Origin of the sequence: Methanothrix sp. (genome assembly GCF_030055635.1) — an archaeon.
Classification (GTDB): Archaea; Halobacteriota; Methanosarcinia; order Methanotrichales; family Methanotrichaceae; genus Methanothrix_B.
Genome location: NZ_JASFYM010000005.1, coordinates 74,378 through 97,474, shown reverse-complemented (window position 1 = coordinate 97,474; position 23,097 = coordinate 74,378). Strand labels below are relative to the sequence as shown.

The 23,097-nt window shown below is 55.9% G+C and carries 23 protein-coding genes, 3 tRNA genes and 1 pseudogene; 15 read left to right on the top strand and 12 right to left on the bottom strand.

The genetic code is table 11. The features are described 5' to 3' along the window. The first annotated feature begins 1 nt into the window (after position 1). Positions 2-475 carry a TspO/MBR family protein gene (locus QFX31_RS03480; RefSeq protein WP_348530739.1) on the top strand — a complete coding sequence of 158 codons (474 nt, stop codon included), beginning with the start codon at positions 2-4 and terminating at the stop codon, positions 473-475. A 161-nt stretch (positions 476-636) separates the two neighbouring features. Here the strand turns inward: QFX31_RS03480 and QFX31_RS03475 are convergent. Together QFX31_RS03475 and QFX31_RS03470 are read right to left on the bottom strand one after the other, a co-directional pair. Beyond that, positions 637-721, bottom strand: a tRNA-Leu gene (locus tag QFX31_RS03475). A gap of 142 nt (positions 722-863) precedes the next feature. Continuing rightward, on the bottom strand, positions 864-1,001 hold the full coding sequence (locus QFX31_RS03470; protein WP_348530738.1) for a hypothetical protein: 138 nt from the start codon (positions 999-1,001) through the stop codon (positions 864-866). 301 nt (positions 1,002-1,302) lie between these two features. Between QFX31_RS03470 and QFX31_RS03465 the strand changes: the two are divergent. The 4 genes and pseudogenes from QFX31_RS03465 to hisF form a co-directional block, all read left to right on the top strand. After that, positions 1,303-1,626: pseudogene (locus QFX31_RS03465) on the top strand (winged helix-turn-helix domain-containing protein); the annotation flags it as partial. A gap of 114 nt (positions 1,627-1,740) precedes the next feature. Next, positions 1,741-2,265 (top strand): restriction endonuclease, encoded by a 525-nt coding sequence (locus QFX31_RS03460; protein WP_348530750.1) that lies wholly within the window; start codon positions 1,741-1,743, stop codon positions 2,263-2,265. 140 nt (positions 2,266-2,405) lie between these two features. Continuing rightward, positions 2,406-3,143: an MTAP family purine nucleoside phosphorylase gene (locus QFX31_RS03455; protein WP_348530737.1), complete on the top strand. Its 738-nt coding sequence runs from the start codon at positions 2,406-2,408 to the stop codon at positions 3,141-3,143. A 216-nt stretch (positions 3,144-3,359) separates the two neighbouring features. Further along, complete coding sequence (hisF, locus tag QFX31_RS03450; RefSeq protein WP_348530736.1) at positions 3,360-4,175, top strand: imidazole glycerol phosphate synthase subunit HisF; 816 nt, start codon at positions 3,360-3,362, stop codon at positions 4,173-4,175. 351 nt (positions 4,176-4,526) lie between these two features. On the opposite strand, the gene QFX31_RS03445 is transcribed toward hisF, so the two are convergent. Then, a complete protein-coding gene (locus QFX31_RS03445; RefSeq protein ID WP_296608268.1) occupies positions 4,527-4,751 on the bottom strand; it encodes a TRAM domain-containing protein in 225 nt (74 codons plus the stop codon). Positions 4,752-4,875: 124 nt separating this feature from the next. Further along, positions 4,876-4,973 (bottom strand) — tRNA-Met (locus QFX31_RS03440). A gap of 221 nt (positions 4,974-5,194) precedes the next feature. On the opposite strand from QFX31_RS03440, the gene coaBC reads away from it, so the two are divergent. From coaBC to QFX31_RS03390, 10 genes are all read left to right on the top strand, one after another. Next, on the top strand, positions 5,195-6,409 hold the full coding sequence (gene coaBC / locus QFX31_RS03435) for a bifunctional phosphopantothenoylcysteine decarboxylase/phosphopantothenate--cysteine ligase CoaBC (RefSeq protein ID WP_348530735.1): 1,215 nt from the start codon (positions 5,195-5,197) through the stop codon (positions 6,407-6,409). Beyond that, the gene (locus tag QFX31_RS03430) at positions 6,390-7,364 is read left to right on the top strand and encodes a pantoate kinase (RefSeq protein WP_348530734.1); all 975 of its coding nucleotides are present in this window, start codon (positions 6,390-6,392) and stop codon (positions 7,362-7,364) included. Before coaBC ends, QFX31_RS03430 begins: the two co-directional genes overlap by 20 nt. Then, on the top strand, positions 7,357-8,124 hold the full coding sequence (locus QFX31_RS03425) for a 4-phosphopantoate--beta-alanine ligase (RefSeq protein ID WP_348530733.1): 768 nt from the start codon (positions 7,357-7,359) through the stop codon (positions 8,122-8,124). Before QFX31_RS03430 ends, QFX31_RS03425 begins: the two co-directional genes overlap by 8 nt. Positions 8,125-8,192: 68 nt before the next feature. Continuing rightward, entirely contained in the window at positions 8,193-9,302 is a 1,110-nt protein-coding gene (locus QFX31_RS03420) for an RNA-guided endonuclease TnpB family protein (RefSeq protein WP_348530732.1), read from the top strand. Between the two features lie 328 nt (positions 9,303-9,630). After that, complete coding sequence (locus QFX31_RS03415) at positions 9,631-9,822, top strand: hypothetical protein (RefSeq protein WP_348530731.1); 192 nt, start codon at positions 9,631-9,633, stop codon at positions 9,820-9,822. A 36-nt stretch (positions 9,823-9,858) separates the two neighbouring features. Continuing rightward, positions 9,859-10,218, top strand: coding sequence for a cell division protein SepF (gene sepF, locus QFX31_RS03410; protein ID WP_348530730.1), 360 nt, complete (start codon positions 9,859-9,861; stop codon positions 10,216-10,218). Continuing rightward, positions 10,215-10,790, top strand: a complete 576-nt coding sequence (locus QFX31_RS03405; protein ID WP_348530729.1) for a ZPR1 zinc finger domain-containing protein — start codon at positions 10,215-10,217, stop codon at positions 10,788-10,790. Before sepF ends, QFX31_RS03405 begins: the two co-directional genes overlap by 4 nt. Positions 10,791-10,792: 2 nt before the next feature. Then, positions 10,793-11,680 carry a 2-phospho-L-lactate transferase gene (cofD, locus tag QFX31_RS03400; RefSeq protein WP_348530728.1) on the top strand — a complete coding sequence of 296 codons (888 nt, stop codon included), beginning with the start codon at positions 10,793-10,795 and terminating at the stop codon, positions 11,678-11,680. Between the two features lie 149 nt (positions 11,681-11,829). Next, complete coding sequence (locus tag QFX31_RS03395; protein WP_348530727.1) at positions 11,830-12,768, top strand: methanogenesis marker 12 protein; 939 nt, start codon at positions 11,830-11,832, stop codon at positions 12,766-12,768. Further along, entirely contained in the window at positions 12,740-12,997 is a 258-nt protein-coding gene (locus tag QFX31_RS03390) for a hypothetical protein (RefSeq protein WP_348530726.1), read from the top strand. Before QFX31_RS03395 ends, QFX31_RS03390 begins: the two co-directional genes overlap by 29 nt. Before the next feature lie 567 nt (positions 12,998-13,564). On the opposite strand, the gene gyrA is transcribed toward QFX31_RS03390, so the two are convergent. From gyrA to QFX31_RS03350, 8 genes are all read right to left on the bottom strand, one after another. Beyond that, entirely contained in the window at positions 13,565-15,955 is a 2,391-nt protein-coding gene (gyrA, locus tag QFX31_RS03385) for a DNA gyrase subunit A (RefSeq protein ID WP_348530725.1), read from the bottom strand. A gap of 4 nt (positions 15,956-15,959) precedes the next feature. After that, positions 15,960-17,846 (bottom strand): DNA topoisomerase (ATP-hydrolyzing) subunit B, encoded by a 1,887-nt coding sequence (gyrB, locus tag QFX31_RS03380; protein ID WP_348530724.1) that lies wholly within the window; start codon positions 17,844-17,846, stop codon positions 15,960-15,962. Between the two features lie 157 nt (positions 17,847-18,003). Next, positions 18,004-18,378, bottom strand: a complete 375-nt coding sequence (locus QFX31_RS03375; RefSeq protein ID WP_348530749.1) for a Zn-ribbon domain-containing OB-fold protein — start codon at positions 18,376-18,378, stop codon at positions 18,004-18,006. Positions 18,379-18,415: 37 nt separating this feature from the next. Next, positions 18,416-19,579, bottom strand: a complete 1,164-nt coding sequence (locus QFX31_RS03370) for a thiolase domain-containing protein (protein ID WP_348530723.1) — start codon at positions 19,577-19,579, stop codon at positions 18,416-18,418. Beyond that, a complete protein-coding gene (locus QFX31_RS03365; protein ID WP_348530722.1) occupies positions 19,576-20,613 on the bottom strand; it encodes a hydroxymethylglutaryl-CoA synthase in 1,038 nt (345 codons plus the stop codon). Before QFX31_RS03365 ends, QFX31_RS03370 begins: the two co-directional genes overlap by 4 nt. Before the next feature lie 11 nt (positions 20,614-20,624). Then, positions 20,625-21,344 (bottom strand): helix-turn-helix domain-containing protein, encoded by a 720-nt coding sequence (locus tag QFX31_RS03360; RefSeq protein WP_011696556.1) that lies wholly within the window; start codon positions 21,342-21,344, stop codon positions 20,625-20,627. An 87-nt stretch (positions 21,345-21,431) separates the two neighbouring features. Further along, positions 21,432-21,517: transfer RNA gene (locus QFX31_RS03355), tRNA-Gly, on the bottom strand. Between the two features lie 149 nt (positions 21,518-21,666). After that, the gene (locus tag QFX31_RS03350) at positions 21,667-22,983 is read right to left on the bottom strand and encodes a cyclic 2,3-diphosphoglycerate synthase (RefSeq protein ID WP_348530721.1); all 1,317 of its coding nucleotides are present in this window, start codon (positions 22,981-22,983) and stop codon (positions 21,667-21,669) included. Positions 22,984-23,097: the final 114 nt, after the last annotated feature.

Genomic DNA, 23,097 nt, shown 5'->3' with positions numbered 1-23,097 from the left:
AATGAGAGAGAGAACCGTTCTGCTTGTTGTGTGCATAACAATCTGCCAGCTTGCCGGCGTCGTTGGATCTTACTTCACAGATCTATCGGTCAACACATGGTACACGACGCTGGTCAAACCTCCTTACACACCGCCCGGATGGTTCATAGGAGTTGTCTGGGTGATTCTCTACACGCTAATGGGCATATCGCTGTTCCTAGTAGTTGACTCGAAGCCTGAGGCTGGAAGATTGAAAGGCGCCCTGGTACCATTTGGCGTTCAGCTTCTTCTGAACATCCTGTGGTCCGGAGCTTTCTTCGGACTGCGCTCGCCGTTGTACGCGCTTGTCGTCATAGCTGCACTCTGGCTCTCGATAATAGTAACCATGAGAAGATTCTTTGAGATCTCACAGAAGGCTGGCGCTCTTCTTGTGCCCTACATCTTATGGGTGAGCTTTGCAGCATTCCTCAACTACACGATCTGGAGGCTGAACTGAGCAGATAGCTGCGCCGATCTTTCGCCCTGCTGGGAAATTGCAGTCTACAGACAAATATAGCCCATCGAGATCGCTCAACGAAGGTAGACTGCTTAACGTACTGCTGGGGAATTATCTGGCACTGTCAGGGTCCCGGATTTGCGACACTGCCGGTAAAACAGTGCGGGGGAAGGGATTTGAACCCTTGAACTCCTGCGAGAATAGATCTTGAGTCTATCACCGTTGGCCTGGCTTGGTTACCCCCGCGCTGTGTATTCCGTAGCGGATTTGTTCGATATAAGGCTTTCTGGATCAGATGCCGGGCGCGCTGCTGTGCGATTCCATGCAGCCTTATGTGCTCATGTCTCAGGATCTGCTGCTCCACTGCCTGAAGAGCGTCTCCCAAGCTTCAGCAGCAGCGCTTCATCTCCACGAGCATATCGATCTCACGCTTGTAGCACTTTTCGCATATCCTTCTGGGCCCCAGCTCTTTGTGCATTACCTTGAGAAGGGGCATCCCCTCTGCACCGCATATCTCGCATCTCATACACCACGCTCTGTGCCACGTGCTCTTATGGTTGGCGGCTATAAGCCATCGAACCCCAATAACAGGAAAGATCCTCAAGCGTGCGCTAGCGGGCGAAACCTTGAAAAATTAAGAGTATCTTTCGTGCAGATAAAAATAGGCAGAACGCTCAGGTGCGCTCCCGATCCGTGAGACTCTAAGATCCTCAGACAATCGAATCACGGAGCATGGATTGCTACCGAAATTGAACCGCATCATACGACTGAGAACCACATCGAGATCGAAAGGTGTGCGCTGCTGGATACCCACCGTCACATCTGCAATGCATACACCTCCTCCGGAGCAGGGCGTTTTGCTGCATGGCTCAATATGCAAGGTGGTTGCAATGGCCATCCCTGATTATGAAACAATCATGCTGCCGCTGCTGGAGTTTGCCGCAGATCAGAAGGAGCACTCATTTAGTGAGGCCTTAGATGCGATGGCGAAGAGATTCAACCTGACGGATGAGGAGCGCAATAAATTGCTCCCTTCTGGGAAAAAGACCATTTTCGGTAACCGTATGTTCTATGCGCGAGTCTACCTTAAACAAGCAGGCTTACTCGAATACACTAAGCCAAAGCATTTTCGCATAACCCAGAAGGGCATCGATGTCCTGAAGAGTAACCCAGAGAAAATAGATTATAAATTTGTAAGCCAGTTTATAAAAACAAAGGATAAGGATCTTGGCCACGAAAGCGATGCAAAATTATGTGCTACATCAGTGTGCAGCCCCGAGGAGCTCCTGGATGATGCATACCAGCGGCTGCGTGAGGGCCTTGCTGCAGAGCTACTCAGTATGGTGAAGCAGTGCTCTCCGGAGTTCTTCGAGAAGCTTGTGATAGATGTTCTCGTGAAGATGGGATATGGGGGCACGCGCCAGGATGCGGGCCAGGCAATAGGCAGGGCCGGTGATGAGGGGATAGATGGCATCATCAAGGAGGACCGCCTCGGACTGGATTCCGTCTACATACAGGCCAAGCGCTGGGATGGCACAGTCGGGAGGCCGGAGATCCAGAAGTTCGCTGGAGCGCTGCAGGGAAAGCATGCACGCAAGGGCATATTCATAACCACAGGCCAATTCTCTGAGGAGGCATATGATTATGTGAAGGTGATCGATAGCAGGATCGTGCTCATCGATGGCGAGACGCTGGTCGAGCTGATGATCGATAATGATGTGGGGGTGAATACGGTCAGATCCATTCATATCAAGAAGATCGACCACGACTACTTCTCAGAAGATGAGTAATCCTCACAAGATAGCGCGCAGATCATGTGCTGCGAGCTCATGGCAGCGATCATCCGCCGCGGGTTCGAGACGCTGAGGTGATATCCGGACAACCAGCTCCGGACAAAAGCGCTTTATGCTTGAGAGATCTCTTTCCATCGATGCATGCTGATGTGGTCATCATCGGCAGGGTCCTGACACATGGTGGAGAGAAGAGCAAGATCTCCACACCCTACGGAAACGTCGGAGCGTTCTCCTCGAGGATCAGCGGGAGGGATATCGTTTTCATTTCAAGACATGGAGATGATCATCTTCCGCCCCACCGCGTCAACTACAGGGCGATAATATGCGCCGCGGCATTCACCGGCGCTGATAGGATCATAGCCATAAACACAGTCGGCTCGATGATCTCACCCCCGGGAAGCTTCGTGATACCGAACGACTTCATAGAGTTCACGAAATCCAGGGTCTCCACATTCTACGAGGATCGCGCGGTTCACGTGGACATGAGCGAGCCGTACTGCCCTGAGATAAGGGCTGCGCTGATGGAATCCTGCAGGGCTGAGGGGCATGAGCCCTACGAAGGGGTCTATGTGTGCACAGAGGGGCCGCACCTCGAGACGCGTGCTCAGATAAAAATGCTCAGATGCTTCGGAGATGTGGTCGGGATGACCGGATACCCTGAGGTTGTGCTTGCGAGGGAAAGGGCCCTGTGCTACGCATCGATCTGCCTGGTGACGAACACCGCAGGCGAGGGCCAGATCGATATCGACCAGATCGTGAGCGTCGAGAGAAAATCCAGGAGCGCTCTCGCCAGGATAATCGAGAGGGCGGTCTCGAGGATCCCCGGGCAGAGATCATGCAGATGCAGCAGGGCTCTCGAGAACGCGGAGCTTTAGCTTACCTCCTCAGCGTGTAGACCGGGGCTTCCTGTTCTCCTATAAGCACACTGTGTACCAGAATGGCAGGCACAATTCTGCGAGAGGCATAATCGATCATGGAGGCTCTTTTGTTATTGCTGTGCATCATCTCCAATATCAGAGTATGCCATCTTCCAGCAAATGGAGATCCAGGCCGGCAAGGCTTTTATCTCCGGTGATCCGCTTCTAACAGCCATGAGAGATTATGCCATGATCGTTCCATGCCTCGACGTCAAGGTCGTGGATGGTGTTCCCTCGGTTGTCAAGGGCGTGAAGTTCGTGGACCTGAAGCGCCAGGGCGACCCGGTCGCATTCGCACGCCGCTACCAGGAGCAGGGCGCTGACGAGCTTGTTTTCCTCGACATCACCGCATCCCATGAGGGGAGAAAGACAATGGTGGACGTCGCCAGGAGGGTTGCGGATGCTGTTGACATACCATTCACTGTGGGTGGTGGGATCAGCAGCATTCAGGGCATAAGGGAGATACTGGAGGCAGGCGCGGACAGGGTTGGGATCAACACAGCCGCGGTCAGGAATCCGGATCTCGTAAGGGACGCAGCCAGGACATTCGGCTCAGAGAGGATCACGGTCGCGGTTGACGCCAGGCGGAACACTGAGATCATCCCTGGCGTGAACGTCTACGAGCTGGAGGACGGCAGACGCGGCTGGTTCGAGGTCGTGATCTACGGGGGAAGAGAGCCGACCGGCATGGATGCCATAGAGTGGTGCAGGAGGGTGGAGCGTCTCGGAGCCGGAGAGATTCTGCCCACCAGCATGGACAGGGATGGGACGAACATCGGATACGATCTGCCTCTCACGAAGGCGATATGCGATGCGGTTGATGTTCCGGTTACCGCCAGCGGTGGAGCCTCCACGCCCCAGCACATACTGGAGGCGTTCACGATAGGAGGCGCGGACAAGGCCCTCGCTGCAGGCATGTTCCACCGCGGAGAGTACACCGTCGGCCAGGTCAAGGAGTACCTGAGAGCGAACGGGCTCCATGTGAGATAACGGGTCGTGTACATCATCGAAAATCGCAGCGCTCAACCCGTCCAGACGCATGGGATATCCTGCCCTGGATGTTGATTCAGGCCCACGTCCAGATAACGAATACGGATCGAAATATGCTGGTCGTGGGATCGAACACCTGGATAAGGCGAGAGAATCAACGGGAGTTCTTCAAAACTGGCGCAAACTCCGGTCTTAAGGCCGGAGAGAATGCACCGGTCGCACTTCCTGCAACACGCATTTTAATCGCATGGCCTAGAAAAAATATGTAAAACTGCATGATAATCAGCAAAAAAACAGAGGCTGCTTGGTTCGCAGAACCAGCAAACTCCTTTGTACAAAAGCTGAAGGTTTTCAGACCTTGTGGCCAATCGCGAAGCGGCGCATCACACGGTCGATCTGTATCCTTACCTGATCCCCAACCTGGGTATCCGGGACAAAGATAACGAAGCCTTCAACCCTTGCGATACCGTCCCCTTCACGGGCGATATCCTCGATCTTCACGTTGTACTCGCTGCCAACAGCCACCGGGGCAGAAGGAGCAGAGCCACGAGAAAATCCTTCCTCACTTCTAAACAATTCTTCACCGTCCTTAGCGAAAAACTACACAGAGTTTTTGCGCATTCATAACTCTGAAATACTCATATTAAAACCTTTTGCTCTGCTTGCTACGATGCGGATGTCACAGGTCTTGCAAAATAAGTGCCGGGGGCGGGATTCGAGCCCGCGACTTCCAGATGACCCAGGCGCCTTTGGCTTACCCTATGAGTCTGGCGCCCTAACCAGCTAGGCCACCCCGGCCCGGAGAGAGCCCTCGTTCGAGATCTTACATAAGGTTTGTGCTCAAGCATTAGCTTCAGAAGACTCGGCCCACGATCTCCGGTCGTGTCTCTAAGAGCCGAGCGAGATGGGCATCGAGAGCCTCTGCCGATACGTTCGTGATGCATGGCGCTGGCTCTCAGTGAGCGGGCATCTGGTCTCCCTGGGATAACTATTTCTTGATCGACTCAGAGCATCACGTGATGGAGCTTAGCATCTCTGGATCTGTCAGCGATACCCTCGCAGGAAGGACGGTAGCCCTGGGCGTCACAGGGAGCATCGCTGCCGTCAGGGTTGTCGATCTTGTGCGCGACCTCATCAGACGCGGCGCGGATGTGCACTGCGTGATGTCTGAGGCGGCGCAGGGGATACTGCATCCGCAAGCGCTTGAGTACGCCAGTGGCAACCCGGTCATCACCGAGATAACCGGTCGCGTCGAGCATGTGGAGCTCTGCGGCGTTGAGGGGCGCGCGGATATGCTTCTGATAGCCCCTGCCACCGCGAACACAATAGGAAAGATCGCATGCGGCATAGACGATACACCGGTCACGACCTTCGCGACCACCGCAATAGGAAGCGGAAAGCCGGTCGCTGTCGTGCCTGCAATGCACGAGGCGATGTACCGCCACCCTGCTGTCGTAGAGAACCTGAATAAGCTCAGATCAATGGGAGTTGTGTGCATAGATCCCCGGATCGAGGAGTCGAAGGCGAAGATCGCCGAAAACGCCAGGATAGTCGCTGAGGTCGAGCGGATTCTGGGGCCGGGGGATCTCAGATCCAGGCGGATCCTCGTGACCAGCGGCGCAACTGCTGAGAGCATCGATCCGATCAGGATAATAACGAACCGCGCCTCGGGAAGAACCGGCGTGGAGATTGCGCGCGAGGCCTACAGGCGCGGCGCTGATGTGACGATAATCCACAGGGCCAGGCTGGGGCTGCCCTTTAAGGAGATATATGTCGAGAGCGCTCAGGATATGCTCGACGCTGTCATGGATGAGCTCTCCAGCGGGTACGACGCCCTGATAGGAGCAGCAGCAGTCGGGGACTTCACCGTGGATATGGAGGAGAGAAAGATCAAATCTAGGGATGAGCTCCTCCTGAGGCTGAAGCCGGCCCCGAAGATACTGAGGTCCGTACGCTCGATGCATCCGGATCTCACGATGATAGGGTTCAAGGCGGAGACGTTCGTGAGCGATGAGGATCTGATCAGAAGCGCCCGCGAATCCATGGACGCATCGCGCCTGAATCTCGTGATCGCGAACGATGTGGGTGCAGGCGGGATGGGAACAGACGATAACAGGGTTCTGATTGTAAGAGAGAATGGCACATACGCAGAGGTCTCGGGGAAGAAGAGCATCATAGCGAGGAGGGTGATCGACGAGCTTGTGAGGATCCTGAATGAGAGAGATCGTGAATGAGGGGAAGCGCGCAAACAGCAGCAGTGAGCTGATAGAGAATAAACAGGGCGCAAGCTCCGGTCTTCAGGCCGGAGGGGAAGTCGCCTCACGGGGCGGCAGAAAGGTTGTGGGGACGGTGAGGGCCACGGTCCCCGGGCACGTGACCGGATTCTTCGCAGCAAGGCGCGAGGAGGATCCGCTTGCGTCTGGCTCCATAGGTTGCGGTTTCACCCTCGGGCTTCTCGCAAGGACCGCTGTGAGCAGAGCGGATTCTACCCAGATAATCATCAACGGGCGGCCATCAGATGCGCCGGTGAGCAGGCACGTCGTTGATTCGCTGGCGCCGTCGCCTGTCAGGGTCGAGACTGAGCTGGATATGGTGATGGGCGCGGGCTTCGGGGCGAGCGGCGCTGGAGCGCTGAGCTGCGCATACGCGCTGAACCAGCTATTCGACCTGGGGCTGACGTCGAACCAGGCCGCCTCGGTCGCGCATCGCGCAGAGGTCCTGAACGGCACAGGCCTCGGGGATGTCATAGCGCAGAACACCGGCGGGCTGGTCATACGCATAGCACATGGCGCTCCGGGGAGAGGAGTTGTTGACAGGATTCCCATACCGAGAACAAGGGTCTACGCGGTTGTGAGAGGTCCTATACCGACGAGAGATGTGCTCAGAGATGCGGGTGTTATGAAGAGAATCAATGATGCGGGTGAGAGGGCTGTGAAGGAGATCCTGCGCAGGCCGACTCTGGGGGAGTTCATGCGTCTTTCGAGGAGATTCACATACGAGACCGGGCTGGCGAGCTCATGGGCGATGGATGCCATAGAGGCTGTCGAATCTTCAGGTGGAATGGCGAGCATGATAATGCTTGGCGACTCGGTTTTCGCCGTAGGAGGAGACGAATGCAGGGAGGCGCTTCAAGACTTCGGAGATGTGATCGAGACGGAGATCGTTCAGAGGGGGCCTCTGCTTGACTGAGATACCCAAATCGCATCCAAGATATGCATCACTCATGACCCGCGAGAGGATAGCGGATGGTGTTAGAAACGGGATAACAAGCGTCCAGGGCCTGATCGCGCAGGGCAGGGGTGAGGCGTTCGATTACATCCTCGGGGAGAGGACTATGCGCTCCGCGGATCGGGCAACACTCGCAGCATCAGCAGCTCTTCTGCTCGCGGAGAGGCCGGCGATCAGTGTGAACGGGAACGTCGCAGCTCTGGTCCCCGCAGAGATGGTGGAGCTTGCATCTCTTCTGAACGCACCACTGGAGGTCAATCTCTTTCACAGGAGCGAGGATCGGGTGAGGAAAATCGCAGATCTCTTAAGATCTCACGGCGCGAGCATGGTGCTCGGAGAGAGGCCGGACTGCAGGATACCGGGGCTGGAGCACAGCCGCGCGCTGGCCACGAGAGGCGGCATATACGATGCAGATGTGGTGGTGATTCCACTTGAGGACGGGGACAGGTGCGAGGCTCTCGTGAGGATGGGGAAGACAGTGATAGCAGTGGACCTCAATCCTCTCTCAAGGACATCCATGATGGCCAGCATCTCGATAGTGGATAACATAACAAGAGCTGTTCCGAATCTCATTGGAAAGATAAGATCGCTATCAGGATCCACCAGAGAGGATCTCCAGGCGGTACTCAGTGATTACAGCAACAGGAGCACACTGAGAGATGCTATTCTCGAGATGCGGGAGTATCTAACCGCAAGAATGAATGAGCTTGATAGAGAATAGCAGGGCGCAAACTCCGGTCTTCAGGCCGGAGTAAGCCCGTACGCAATATAGAAGGAGCAACGATCGAGATGAGATCTGCTTACAGGTTCCGGTTGTATCCGACTGAGGCTCAGATCAAAAAGCTAGAGGATACGCTGGAGACCTGCAGGCAGCTCTACAACGATGCTCTGGCAGCGAAGAAGGAGGCATGGGAGGACGACCGCTACAATCTGACGTACTATGAGATGGCAAGGCAGCTATCAGCGAACCGCAAGAAACATCAAGCTCTCAAAGCTGTATACGCCCATGTTCTCCAAGACGTCCTCAGACGTGTTGACAAGGCGTTTCAGAACTTCTTCAGGCGGGTTAAGAACGGAGAGACACCAGGATATCCACGATTCAAGGGCAGGGGATGGTACAAGTCGTTCACTTATCCGGATGCCGGTATCGGCTACAAAATCGAAGGATCGAAGCTCATACTCTCCGGTATTGGCGCTATCCGGATATTCAAGCATCGAGAGATCGAGGGCAAAATCAAGACATGCACCATAAAGCGCGACACCACCGGTGCATGGTACGCGATATTCTCCGTCGATACAGAAGAGGAACCGCCCAGGGTGGAACCAAGAACCGCTGTAGGTGTTGATGTGGGTCTGAAGAATGCTGTGACGCTCTCGACTGGCGAGACGTTCAGCTACCCGCGATATCTCGTACAGATGGAGAAGAAGCTAGCAGCAGCACAACGGAGACTTTCCAGGAAGATCAAGGGCTCGAAGAACTGGATCAAGCAGAAGCTCAAGGTTGCCAGGATCCACAGAAAGATCAGGAACCTCAGAGACGAGTTTCTGCATCAGGTCTCGAAGAAGCTCGTGGATAAAGCGGATCTCATCATATTCGAGAACCTGAATATCAATAACATGGTAAAGAACCACAACCTCGCGAAACACATCTTAGATCACTCCTGGGGTCGATTAATCCAGTTCACCACTTACAAGGCTGCGAGGGCTGGTAAGTCCGTTGAGCTGGTCGATTCCAGGTACACGTCTCAGCGATGTTCAGGTTGTGGTATTCTTGTGCCTAAGACGCTGAAGGATCGAGTCCACGAATGCCCGCGATGTGGGCTCAGGCTGGATCGGGATCTCAACGCGGAGTGGCTACTGAAGGTAGCCACTGCTTCTACGTTAGTAGAAGCACGTTGAACATACTCACCCTCGGACTGAGGGGTAGAGCCTGTGGAGATGCTGGATAACCGGATCTGTGAATCAGGAAGCTCCGGCCTTCAGGCCGGAGAGGAAGTCACAGCGCAGATTGCTCAGCTGTTAAGCAAATCTAAGAGATCATGCGCGGGTCGTGGTCTCGATAACAAACATGCTGTCAGAAATAGGCGTGCGCTAGCACTGTGGTGCATGAATCCAGCAGGGTCGCAGCTGGATTGGAAATTACATGAGCACATGACCCACAAAAGAGTTCAGCTGCATCTCTGAGCGTCCGCAAACAATATCTCTGAGATCATCTTGTGATCACATCATGGACAGAAAGCAGCTGGAGATAATAACAAGCACCGGCATGGTTCTGGCACTGATAGCCATGCTGCTTGCAATACAGCTCGTGTTCCCCGAGAACATGAGGCCCACAGGTTTCGTCGGAGCTGTGGCTCTTTACATGATCCTGATGTCGCTGATCGGACTAAGGCTTGCCGGTGCAGGCCAGCAGATCTAAATATAATAATAATCATCACATCCCTGAGGGTTAGAGATGGTGAAGTTCCTTGAAAGACTGATGGGCAGGCCTGCCACAGATGAGTATGTGGAGGTGGATCTGGGCCAGTTCGAGGATGAGCCCGAGAGGCCCAGTGCGTATCTCAGAGTGGCCGAGCTCACGTCTCTCGATGTGCTGCCGGAGATAAAGCAGGAGATACGGTCACGCAACATACTGCTGGTTGATATAGCGCCCATGAAGAGGGACAAGGCATCTCTGGACAGGGCGATAGGCGAGCTGAGAAAGATAGTCGAGGATATGGCTGGAGATATCGCCGGAGTTGGAGACGATTTGGTCATTATAGTTCCGAGCGGCATAAGGATCGACAGGGAGAAGGTTGTGGGAGGAAGAGATTGAAGCTCAAGACGAAGGCGAGCTGCCCCATGTGCGGGGCGACGATGGAGTTCAACTGGGAGACGACAGAGCTGCCGTACTTCGGGGACGCCCTGATCATTGCAGGGGTCTGCGAGTGTGGCTTCAGGCACAGCGATACCATGCTTCTGAGCCAGCGCGAGCCGTACAGGCACACCCTTGTTGTGAGGGAGATCGAGGACCTGAACGCCAGGGTTCTGAGATCCTCCAGCGGGACGATCCACATACCCGAGATCGGGGTGGATATAGAGCCAGGATATGCATCTGAGGCCTACATAACAAACATCGAGGGCGTTCTTGTAAGGGTGAAGAACATCGTCGAGTTCGCAACGAACGCCGCGAGGCAGGCCCAGGATGCGGAGAGGACCGCAAGGGGCGAGGAGATCCTCTCGAAGATAGAGATGGCGCTCAGGGGCGAGTTCAGCCTCACGGTGATCCTGGAGGATCCGTTCGGAAACAGCGCCATAATATCGGATCACGCTGTGGCAACCCCTCTGTCCATAGAGGAGGCCAGCACCCTCAAGACAGGCATGATAGTTCTCGATATCTCTGAGTGAGCATGCTGATACTCAGTGGCGGCACCGGCACACCGAAGCTGCTTCGCGGTCTCGTGAGGGTCATCGATCCAGAGGAGATCACGGTTGTTGTCAACACAGCCGAGGACCTATGGATCTCCGGAAACCTGGTCTCCCCTGACCTGGATACCGTCCTCTACACGCTCGCGGATTTGATCGATGAGGAGAGATGGTGGGGCATCAGGGGGGACAGCTTCATAACGCACACCCGTTTGAAAGAAATTGGGGTGAGGGAGAGGCTCTCAATAGGCGATGCAGACAGGGCGTTTCACATACTCAGATCAGATGTCATCCGCAGAGGAGGCACGCTCAGCGATGCCACTGAGAAGATCAGAGAAGCGCTGGGTATCAGGTCCAGGGTATTCCCGATGAGCGATGACAGCGTATCCACCATAATCACGACGCCACTCGGCGATATGCATTTTCAGGAGTTCTGGGTCGAGAGGCGGGGTGAGCCAGAGGTCATTGGCGTTCGATTTGAGGGGATAGACGATGCAAAACCCAGCAGTGGATTTATCGAAGCCCTCCGGAGGGAAAAGACAGTCGTAATCGGGCCCAGCAACCCCGTGACGAGCATCTGCCCGATCCTGTCGCTGAAGGGCGTGAGGGATGCGATGGCAGATAAGATCACGGTGGCGGTGAGCCCTCTCGATGGCGACAGGCCGTTCAGCGGGCCTGCAGCCAGGTTCATGAGGGCTGTGGGGGTCGAGCCAGACGACGCGGGCGTCATCTCGATCCTGGGAGAGGTGGATCATTTCATAGTGTCAAGGAGCAGCAGCTATCCCGGAAGATGCATACGCATAGACACGCGCATGGATAGCATCGAGGAGAGCACAAGGCTCGCGAAGGAGATACTGAGGCTTGTGGGATGAAGGAATCATTTTCATCTCATGAACCGCCAGTCTTCATTCCTCTCAGTTTCTGTATAAGCCTGCGCGAATGAGACTGTTCGCGTGAGAACACAGGTCTGCAAAGTATATACCAGGGCTTGTAGCGATCACTCACATAAGAAGGAGAGCACATGTTCATAGGCGTCGACCACGGGACGAGGGCGATAAGGTTCGCGAATCATCATGGAGAAGGCATTGCAATACCAAGATCCGAGGCCGGATCCCTCAGACCGGAGGAGATACTGGAGAGGATAAAGGATCACTTTCATGCCGGATCGTTCGATCTTGTTGCGCTCTGCTACTCGATGGGCGACGGCATAACGCGCATAACCAGACTCCAGGATGCTGAGAACAGGGGGCTCGCGAGGCTCAGCGGCGCCGGGATCGAGGTCGGGGGTGGCACAAGGGTATACGAGGCCATGGCGATCTCCGGCTGGCCGGTCGTCCTGCTCCCGGGCATACACAGAGGCTCCAATACAGATGTGAGAATGAAGGTCTTTTCTCATGGAGCGAGCCCTGAGAAGGTCGGCCTCGGGTACTACGTCGTGCGCAGGGGCGTGGAGAACGCTGTGATAGCTGATGCCAGCTCCAACACAGTCACGATCGGCATAAACGATGGGAGGATCGCAGGGGCGATAGATGCGCCGATATTCGCCCCCGGCCTGCTGCAGGGGCCGCTGGATGTCGATGCGATAAGAGCTGTTGATGATGGAAGGATGACAGCGAACGAGGCATTCTCGCATGGCGGGATCCTGAGAAGGATGAATCTCTCAGATGAGCATGACGATCTCGCGCTGGAGATCCTGGCACTCTTCGCAGCGATGGAGATGAGCGCGATGTCCATTCTCCTCAAGGACCTCGGCGCTGGATCTCCGGATATGTTCCTTGCAGGAGATCCAGCTCCAAATATCGCTGAGCGCGTCTCTGAGCTTCTCAGCGTTGATGTCATTCCTCTACCATCATTTGCCTCTGCCACGGGCTGCGCCTGGATCGCAGAGGATATATCTGCAGGGATGAGATCCATCATGGGGATAGATGTTGATGAGCGGGTCTTCGATGGGAGTGGATGAGTGGCTGGAGGTGCTTAAAGAGATCGAGGAGATGGCAAGGTCCTCTGAGAGCAGCGTGACAGCACATGCCCTTCTGCACAGGGTGGAGGCGCTTGCAGGGCGTGAGGATGTGCCGCCCGAGCTGGAGGGCAGGCTGGACATGCTGCTGATGGAGCTGACAGAGGCATCGAGGGACGCATGCACAAACACGAAGTGCCCGCATTACGGAAAAAGATGCAAGATGCGATAAATACGGGACGTGGGCCTTCATCCCCATGGGGATCTAGCCCTGAGCTACAAGACCTACCTCACGCCCGACCGGCTGTCGGACCACTTGTTTGATAGCCATGGCAGCGCAACGACCAGGACGCCGAATATCACCACAACAAGCACATGATCCATGATGCTCATCGATGTCACCTCCTGAGAGACAGAGCTGTACACCCTGCGATCCACTAGAACTTAAACCTTTTGACATGATTGATAACTTCTTCAGAGATTGTTTGGCACAAAAGAGATAATCTATCATTATTAATCATGATTTTGATAGCCATCATAAAGCTGGTGAACCGCCTGCTGGCTCACATCCTTCTGGCGGGATGTTCTGTGAGTCTTAAACGGGACCGCGGATGCGACCTCTCTCCGGCCTGAAGACCCCGATCTGGGCTGTGTACTCGGATTATCGAACCCAGCACCAGGTGACATCGCAGTATTTGTGATCTGCTGTGCTAGTGAGTGCTGATTACTGAGATTCCATTCATGATTCAAGCGCACGACCGGAGCTTGCATCTGCTATCCATCAGCGATTCACACAGCCCTAATCGACCCTCGCCACATCCGATATCTCGTCTCCGGGCTTCACGTCCATGATCTTCACGCCCTGTGTTGCCCTCCCCTGCACCCTCACATCGGATGCAGCTATCCTGATCATCACCCCTTCCTTCGTGGTTATCAGGAGGCCGTCGTCGTCTGATACTGTAATTGCGGCCACCACATCCCCTCTCCGCGTATCTATGTTCTTGACCCCCTTGCCGCCGCGCCTCTGGAGCGGATACTCGCTCAGATCCGTCCTCTTTCCGTACCCCTGCGTGGTTATGGTGAAGAGCGTCTCTCCCTCTCTCACCACATCCATGGAGATAAGCTCATCTCCTTCAGAGAGGTTTATCGCCTTCACACCCATCGATCCCCTCCCGCTCGGTCTTACATCACTCTCCTGGAACCTTATCGCTTTGCCTTTCTTTGTGGCGACGATCAGCTCCCTCGAGCCGTCTGTGAGCCTGGCAGCCACAAGAGAGTCCCCGCGAAGATTTACGGCCTTGATCCCGCCTCTCCTCGGATTGCTGAACGCTCTCAGCGGCGTTTTCACAATGCTGCCCATGCGTGTAGCGAGCACGATGTATTCATCCGTGCTGAAGCTCCCGACAGGTATCGCCTCTGTGATCCTTTCGTTCTCCTCCAGCTGCAGGAGACTGGCTATCGACCTGCCTCTGGATACCTTGGAGACCATCGGTATCTCATAGACCCTGAGCCAGTGCGCCTTGCCCTTATCTGTGAATATCAGGAGGTAATCCAGCGTCGATGCTGTGAATATGTCTGTGACGAAATCCTCGCTCCTTGTCTCGGCCCCGATGCTGCCCTTCCCACCTCTCCTCTGCATCCTGTACACGGAGAGCGGCTGTCGTTTGATGTAGCCGTTGTTCGTTATTATCACCGCGACCTCCTCCTCCTGGATGAGGTCCTCTGGCCTCACATACTCCACAGACTCCACTATCTCCGTCCTCCTGTCATCGCCGTAACTCTCAGCCAGCTCCCTCAGCTCATCCTTGATTATATCGAGGACCTCCGCCCTGCTCGCGAGTATTCCCTTCAATCTCGCGATCGTGGCCTCAAGCTCTCTTGCCTCGGATGCGATCTTCTCCTGCTCCAGACCCGTCAACCTCTGGAGCCTCATGTCCAGAATCGCCTTAGCCTGCTCCTCGCTGAGCCCGAATCTGGCCATGAGCAGATCCCTGGCCTCTGAAGGTGAATGCGAGCCCCTGATGAGAGCTATGACCGCATCTATGTTTCTGAGGGCGATGAGAATTCCAGCGAGTATGTGCGCTCTTTTCTCTGCCTGATCGAGCTCGAAGCGGGTCCTCCTCTCGATCACCTCAGCCCTGTAGTTGATGTAGTGCTCCAGGGTTTCCTTAAGAGTCAGCGTCCTGGGCTGGCCGTCGACGAGGACCAGGTTGATTATGCCGTATGTGGTCTCGAGCTGCGTGTGCTTGTGGAGCTGGTTGAGCACAACCTGAGGGTTCACGCCCTGCTTCAGCTCCACGACCAGCCTTATCCCCTCCCGATCAGACTCATCCCTGATCTCCGAGATGCCAGCAACCCTTTCCGTCTTGACGAGCTCCGCGATGTCCTCAACGATCTTGGCCTTGTTTACCTGATAGGGAAGCTCTGTGAATACTATCCTCGAGCCCCTGCGCCCCTCCTCTATCTCGGATCTGGCTCTGATCGTTATCGTGCCCCTGCCTGTGGCATAAGCGCTCTCTATGCCGCTCTTCCCCACGATGTATCCGCCAGTTGGAAAGTCCGGGCCCCTGATGAAGTTCATGAGATCCGCTACAGATGCATCAGGGTTCTCGATCAGGTGGATCAGCGCGTACACGACCTCCCTGAGATTGTGGGGCGGGATGTTCGTCGCCATTCCGACAGCGATGCCCGTGGATCCGTTGACGAGCAGGTTCGGAAGCCTGGAGGGGAGCACGGTCGGCTCCTTGAGAGAGCCGTCGTAGTTCGGCACGAAATCCACGGTATCCTTCTCTATATCTGCAAGCATCTCGCCCGCGATCCTCGAGAGCCTGACCTCTGTGTATCGCATCGCAGCCGGCGGATCCCCATCGACCGAGCCGAAGTTTCCCTGGCCATCTATCAGGGTGTATCGCATCGAGAAGTCCTGGGCCATCCTGACCATGGTGTCGTAGATCGCTGCGTCGCCATGCGGGTGGTACTTACCCATCACATCGCCGACGATGCGGGCGGACTTCTTGTAGGGCTGATCGAATGTGACACCCTGCTCGTACATGGCGTAGAGGATGCGCCTGTGGACAGGCTTCAGGCCGTCCCTGACATCGGGAAGGGCCCGCCCGACTATCACGCTCATTGCGTAATCTATGTAGGAGGATTTCATCTCCTCTGTTACATCGACATCTATCTCTGCCATGTGATCACACGTCCAGGTTTCTCACTTCTCTCGCATGCGTCTCTATGAAGATCCTTCTGGGCTCCACCTGCTCCCCCATAAGTATGGAGAATATCTCATCGGCCTCGACAGCATCCTTCAGCGTCACCCTGAGAAGCGTTCTCCTCTCCGGATCCATCGTAGTCTCCCAGAGCTGCTCCGGGTTCATCTCGCCCAGGCCCTTGTACCGCTGGACCACAGCCTTTCCCTCCTCCAGAAGCTTTGCGAGCTCCTCATCCGAGTATGCGTACCTTACGCTCTTCCCCCTTCTGACCTGGTACAGCGGCGGCTGGGCGATGTACACATAACCTGCCTCTATCAGGGGCTGCATGTATCTGTAAAAGAATGTCAGGAGAAGCGTGCGTATGTGAGAGCCATCAACGTCTGCATCGGTCATTATGATGATCTTGTGGTACCTGGCCTTTGTTATATCGAAATCATCGCCTATTCCGGTGCCGAGGGCTGTTATGAGGTTCCTTATCTCCTCGTTCTTGAGCATCTTGTCGAGCCTGGCGCGCTCCACGTTCAGTATCTTGCCCCTGAGCGGAAGGACTGCCTGGAAGTGTCTATTGCGGCCCTGCTTCGCTGAACCGCCTGCTGACTCTCCCTCGACGATGTACAGCTCGCTCTTTGCGGGATCGCTCTCCACGCAGTCTGCGAGCTTTCCCGGGAGTCCTGATGATGCCAGCGCGGTCTTCCGCCTCGTGAGCTCTTTTGCCTTCCTGGCCGCCTCGCGGGCGCGCATCGCCTCTGTCGCCTTATCGACTATCGCCTCGGCCACCTGCGGGTTCAGCTCGAAGTACTCCATCAGGCCCTCAGAGACGAGGGATTCGACAATGCCGCGAACCGCGCTGTTCCCCAGCCTGGTCTTGGTCTGGCCCTCGAACTGCGGATCGGGAAGCCGGACGCTTACCACCGCGACCAGCCCCTCCCTCAGGTCGTCTCCTGTGAGCTTTGCGTCCCCCTTCAGGAGCTTCTTCTCCCTGGCGAAGTCATTTACAGTCTTTGTCAGCGCTGCCCTGAAACCGGAGAGATGCGTTCCCCCCTCCCGGGTGTTGATGTTGTTCGCGAATGTGAACACGGACTCGTTGTAGCTCGTGTTGTACTGCATCGCCACCTCTACAGACACACCATCCCTCACCCTGGAGAAGTAGATCGGGTTCGGATGCAGCACCTCCTTGGATCTGTTCAGGTACTGAACGAAGGAGACTATGCCACCATCGTACTGGAACGTCTTGCTCCTGCCGGATCTCTCATCTGTTATGCTGATCCTGAGCCCCCGGTTCAGAAATGCGAGCTCCCTGAGGCGCGATGAAAGAAGATCGAAGCTGAAATCGGTGACCTCGAAGATCTCGGGATCCGGTTTGAACCTCACAGTGGTTCCGGTCTTCTCAGAAACGTCTGTAGCCTGAAGATCTGATACAGGCCTGCCGCGCTCGTATCTCTGCCTGTATACCCTTCCATCCCTGCTGACCTCGACCTCGAGCCACTCTGAGAGGGCGTTGACCACTGAAACGCCAACGCCATGCAGCCCGCCGGAGACCTGATACGTGTCGTGGTCGAACTTTCCGCCAGCGTGGAGCACAGTCATGACTATCTCCACGGCGGGCCGGTTGTACTGCGGATGAATGTCGACAGGAATGCCACGACCATCATCCTTAACCGAGACAGAGCCATCCCCATGGATGACCACGGAGATCTCCTTGCAGTAACCGGCCATCGCCTCGTCCACGCTGTTGTCTACAACCTCGTAGACAAGGTGATGAAGGCCCAGCGCATCCGTGGATCCTATGTACATCGAGGGCCTGTGCCTGACCGCCTCAAGCCCCTCCATCACCTTGATATGGCTTGCATCATACGTCGTCTCGCTCAAAACCGCCGAATCCCCCTGAAAGCTGAACCAGAACCTTTACGGGCTTCTACAATATGTATCTAATCCTGTAGTATAAAGCATGCCAAAAGCGCCCAGCCAGGGCGATTCTGCTTAAGTGACTTCTTTCCCAAGAGCAGGGATTTCTGATCACACTATCTTAGGGAGCATCATCTGCAGGAGCGAACTTGGTGCCGTAGTATATTATGCCCCTCTCCCCCTCCTTTCCGAGTATCCTGAAAACAGGCCTGACACGCATGCCTATTTTCATATCCTCAGGCGAGCAAACCACCTGTCCTGTGAGCTTTGGTCCCTCGTCGAGCTGGATTATCGCCAGGTTGTACGGAGTGAGCCTCTCGAAGTCCTCTGTCGCGCTGTATATCGTCGTGTATGTGATCACGGTGCCTGTACCCCTGAACCTGTGCTCCTCCATCTGGCCCGTTCGCCTGCAGTTCGGACAGAGCGTCCTTGGGGGGAAGTAATACTCGCCACAGCTCTTGCAGTGCGTTCCTATCAGGTTGTACCTCTGGGGTATGCACCTCCAGAACCTCGGAGCATTTGTCGTCGTGGTCTCACCTCGAGAGTATGTGCACCAGTGCGGTTCCTCCGGAGCCGCCGACGTTGTGCGTCAGACCTATCTCAGCATCATCCACCTGACGCTTTCCAGCCTCGCCTCTGAGCTGGAGCACGATCTCGTAAGCCTGCTTTATTCCCGTGGCGCCCACCGGATGTCCGCATGCCTTCAACCCACCAGAGGTGTTGACTGCGACATCCCCTCCAATGGCGGTCCTCCCCTCCTCTGTCGCAGCTCCGCCCTCGCCCTTCGGGAAGAACCCGAGATCCTCGATTGCTAGGATCTCCCCTATGGTGAAGCAGTCATGGACCTCCGCCACATCTATATCCTCTGGGGTTAACCGCGCCTGAGCGAATGCCTTCTTAGCTGCGTAGACCGTCGCGTCCAGCGTTGTTATGTCTCTCCGGTCGTGGAGCGCGAGGCTGTCGCTCGCCTGCGCGCTAGCCAGGATCCTGATGGGCGTGTCACAGTACCTGGATGCGATATCTGATGGCGCGAGGACAAGAGCAGCCGCTCCGTCGGTTATCGGCGAGCAGTCCAGGACCCTGAGGGGATCTGCGACCAGCGGGGAGCTCACCACATCCTCCACCTTTATCTCCGTATGGTACTGAGCGATCGGATTCATGTGGCCGTGGTGATGGTTCTTCACAGCCACCTGCGCGAGCTGCTCTCTCGTCGTGCCGTACCTGCGCATGTGAAGCCTCGCGATCATCGCGTACAGCGCTGGAAACGTCGCGCCGAAGAAGCACTCCCACTCCCTGTCTGCAGCTGCCGCAAGAGCGTCAGCAGCAACGCCGCTGGAGACATCGGTCATCTTCTCAACGCCGGCTGCTATGACTATGTCCGCGTATCCGCTGGCGACCGCCAGGAACGCCTCCCGAAGGGCGAGACCGCCTGATGCGCATGCAGCCTCGACCCTGGTCGATGGGATGTGCAGCCTTGAGAGACCCGCATAGTCAGCTATCAGAGCACCTATGTGCTCCTGCTCCACGAACCTGCCGCCGCTCATGTTTCCAACATAGAGAGCGTCTATGGCCTCGCCTGCAACTCCAGCGTCCTCTATCGCGGCGATGCCTGTCTCCACGACCAGATCGCGCAGGGAGCTGTCCCAGCGTTCGCCGAACCGCGTGCATCCGACCCCGATGATTGATACAGCCCTCATAGTCTGAGCTTCCCCTTGTGCTTCGCGTATCTCGCGTAGTCGATGTACTCAGCTATTGCTATGTAATCCCTAACGCTCGGGGCACGATCTCTGACATCATTTATCCTATCCGTGACGACGATGCTGAATGCATCGCTTCCAGCGCCGGAGCCGAAGCTGGTGACGAAGATGCTCTCCCCCGGCTTCGCCTGGTCGAGCGTCGCCGCCAGGCCTATGAGGGTTGAGCCGGAGTAGGTGTTTCCTATGAGCGGAACCACAAGCCCTGGGGCGATCTGCTCCTTTGTGAATCCGAGCTTCGCCGCGACCCTCACGGGGAACTTCCCGTTTGGCTGATGGAAGACAGCATAATCGTAATCCTCCGGCTTTCTCCCCAGCATCTCCATTAGCCCTCTAGCGGCAGATGTCACGTGCTTGAAGTATGCCGGCTCACCTGTGAACCTCCCGCCATGCTCCGGATACGGCATCCCCTCCCTCCGCCAGAAATCCGGAGTATCGGTGGTGAATGAGTAGGTGCCCTCTATCTCCGCGATGAGATCCCCGGCGCCGACAACATACGCTGCACCGCCAGCAGCTGCTGTGTACTCCAGAGCGTCTCCAGGTGCGCCCTGGCTCACGTCTGCGCCTATGGCCAGCCCCAGCTCTATCATGCCTGACCTGACGAGACCCATGCATGCCTGCAGAGCCGCTGTGCCTGCCTTGCAGGCAAACTCCATATCAGCAACTGTATGAGAATGAGAACAGCCGATCGCCTCGCCGACGATGGTGCCGGTCGGCTTAACAGCATACGGATGGCTCTCAGAGCCTGTGTATATCGCGCCTATCCTGCGCGGATCGATATTCGCTCTGGATATCGCGTTTCTGGCGGCCTCAACAGCGATGGTGGCGGTATCCTCATCCAGATCGGGAACCGCCTTCTCGTAGACGTTGAGGCTCCTAGCGACATCCTCCACCTCTCCCCAGACCCTGGCAATCTCATCGACCTTTATCCTGTACCTCGGAATGTAAACACCGTAGCTGACTATACCGACGCCCAAGTGATCCCCTCTCATATCCTGCTCAGGCTGCTGGATAGCTCCTCTGGCGAGAGCAGCGTGGTAAGAAGGGGTATGTTCTCCACCCTTGCGATCTTCACAGCCACCGGATCCACGCGCTCAGCCTCTATGCCCTGGAGGATGACCGCCCCTGGCTTCAGGTTTGACACCCTTATCGCGACCAGCGGCGATCTCCCCCTTGTGACACCTGTGAATATAAGCGCTCTGGCCGTGCTCCGGCCATAGATCTTGTAGAACTGCTCGGGCAGAAGCTCCAGTATCGCCTTTATGCTATCGATTATCGTGTAGCCGTTGATCTGCACATCCGTGCTTCCGCATATAAGAGTCGCATCGATCTCTGCCATGAACTCCGCAAGCGTGACCGGCCTGGCATACTCGCAGACAGAGCATATCGCGCTGAGTCCCACCATATCCCCGAACATGCTCTCGTATGCGCGCAGAACGTTGCATCCTCTCAGCTCGTCTATCTTGAGAAGCGCATCGATGATCTTGCTGACGATCAGTATGCCTGGTGATCGTCGCCTGCCGCTCTCGTAGTCGCTTATTACGCTTGGTGATATGCCCAGGTAGTTAGAGAGCTCTGTCTGGCTTATCCCGAAGTTCCGGCGCCACTTTCTGAGGGTCTCGCCAGGGTTCTGGGAAAGCGTTATCTCGCCGGCGATCTTTTCGGCCAGCAAGCCCCTGATGTTTGAGAACTCACCCTCAGAATTCATGCCAGTTAACTCGAGCAACTAGAATATAAAGATGGCGAAATGTCGTTCGTCATTTAACGAAAGTGAAAAAGGACCCCAGAAGAGAGATGCGCCGACCGGGATTCGAACCCGGGTTGTAGGCTTTCTTCGGGATGCTTGGAAGGCCCAAGTCATAACCGCTAGACCATCGGCGCGCCCGCCACTCTATCTCATGCCAGACTTTTAATGCTTTCGATTGAGCGCATCTGGATCGCTTACTAGGTTGATTCATGCGCTAGATACAACTGCAGGGAGAGTCATGTTATTACAGCTGCTGTTCACCCGCGTACAGCCTGAATGCGATTTACGCAGATGCTCCCAGCCGGTTCAGGCGCTTGCGTATCGCGTCAGCAAGTCTGTTCTCAGGGTCGACGAGCTCGTACCTCACAGAAGTCGATGGTTTGTTTATGCGTATCACGCGGCGCAGATCAACCGGCGTGGCGATGACCACCGTCTCGCAGTCACATCTGTTGATGCTCTCCTCGAGCTCCTCCATCTGCTCCAGGTAATAGCCCAGCGCTGGTAGGGCATCTTTGATGTGACCGTACCTCTCTAGCGCCTCACGGATGCTTCCAACAGCAAACGGCCTCGGATCCACGATCTCCGAGGCGCCGCAGATCTCCGCTGCGATCCTGCCTGCTCCTGAATGCATGCCTCCGTGCGTCAGGGTTGGGCCGTCCTCGATCACCAGAACCCTCCTGCCCCTTATGAGATCCGGATCCTCCACGCTTATGGCGGAGGCGGCTCTGAAGACCCCTGCCCTGGGATTGAGCTGCGCAGCGTTTCTCTCTATGAACAGAACAGCATCCTCAGAGGCGGTGTTCACTTTGTTTATCACTATTATGTCAGCGCATCTGAAGTTGATGCTTCCAGGGTAGTGTGTGAGCTCATGCCCGGGGCGCATCGCGTCCGCCACGGTGATCCAGAGATCGGGTCTGACAAAGGGAAGATCGTTGTTCCCTCCATCCCAGACTATGATGTCAGCCTCCTTCTCCGCCTCTCCGAGCACCCTCTCGCAATCCACTCCAGAATATACAGCTGTGCCCCTCATGACGTGAGGTTCGTACTCCTCGCGCTCCTCGATGGTAAGGGGAGCAAGATCACCGGGAGATGAGAACCTCTGGACCGCGCGGAAATCCCTGTACGGCATGGGGTGCCGGATCACCACAGGATTCAGACCTGCGGATTTCAACACATCCACCACATACCGTGCGGTCTGGCTCTTTCCCGCGCCGGTCCTCACCGCGCACACTGCGACAACCGGTTTTGATGAGCGGAGCATGGTTCTCCTGCCCACAAGCTCGAAATCCGCACCGCAGGAGAGCACTCTGGCTGCGATCTCCATGACCTCCTGGTTGCTGAGATCGCTGTACGAGAGAACGCATCTATCCACCTCCAGCTCTCCGATCAGTCCTTCGAGGTTGCTCTCAGGGAATATGGGTATGCCCTCAGGATACAGCGGACCTGTGAATTCTGATGGATAGACACGAAATGCGATATTCGGTATCTGGGCGGCCGTGAACCCGACAACCAGATGCGTGGGATCTGAGCGATAGAGCACGTTGAAGTTGTGGAAGTCCCGCCCTGCTGCCCCTAAGATCAGAACCCTCTCTCTGGACATGGTCTTCTGTGGGTGATTCACAACAATAACTTTTTCCAAGGAGGTCGAGTGTAGCAGGGCGCTAACTCCGGTGGTCATCTCCGCGAATTACCGGAAAGCTGAATCGAACTGGGA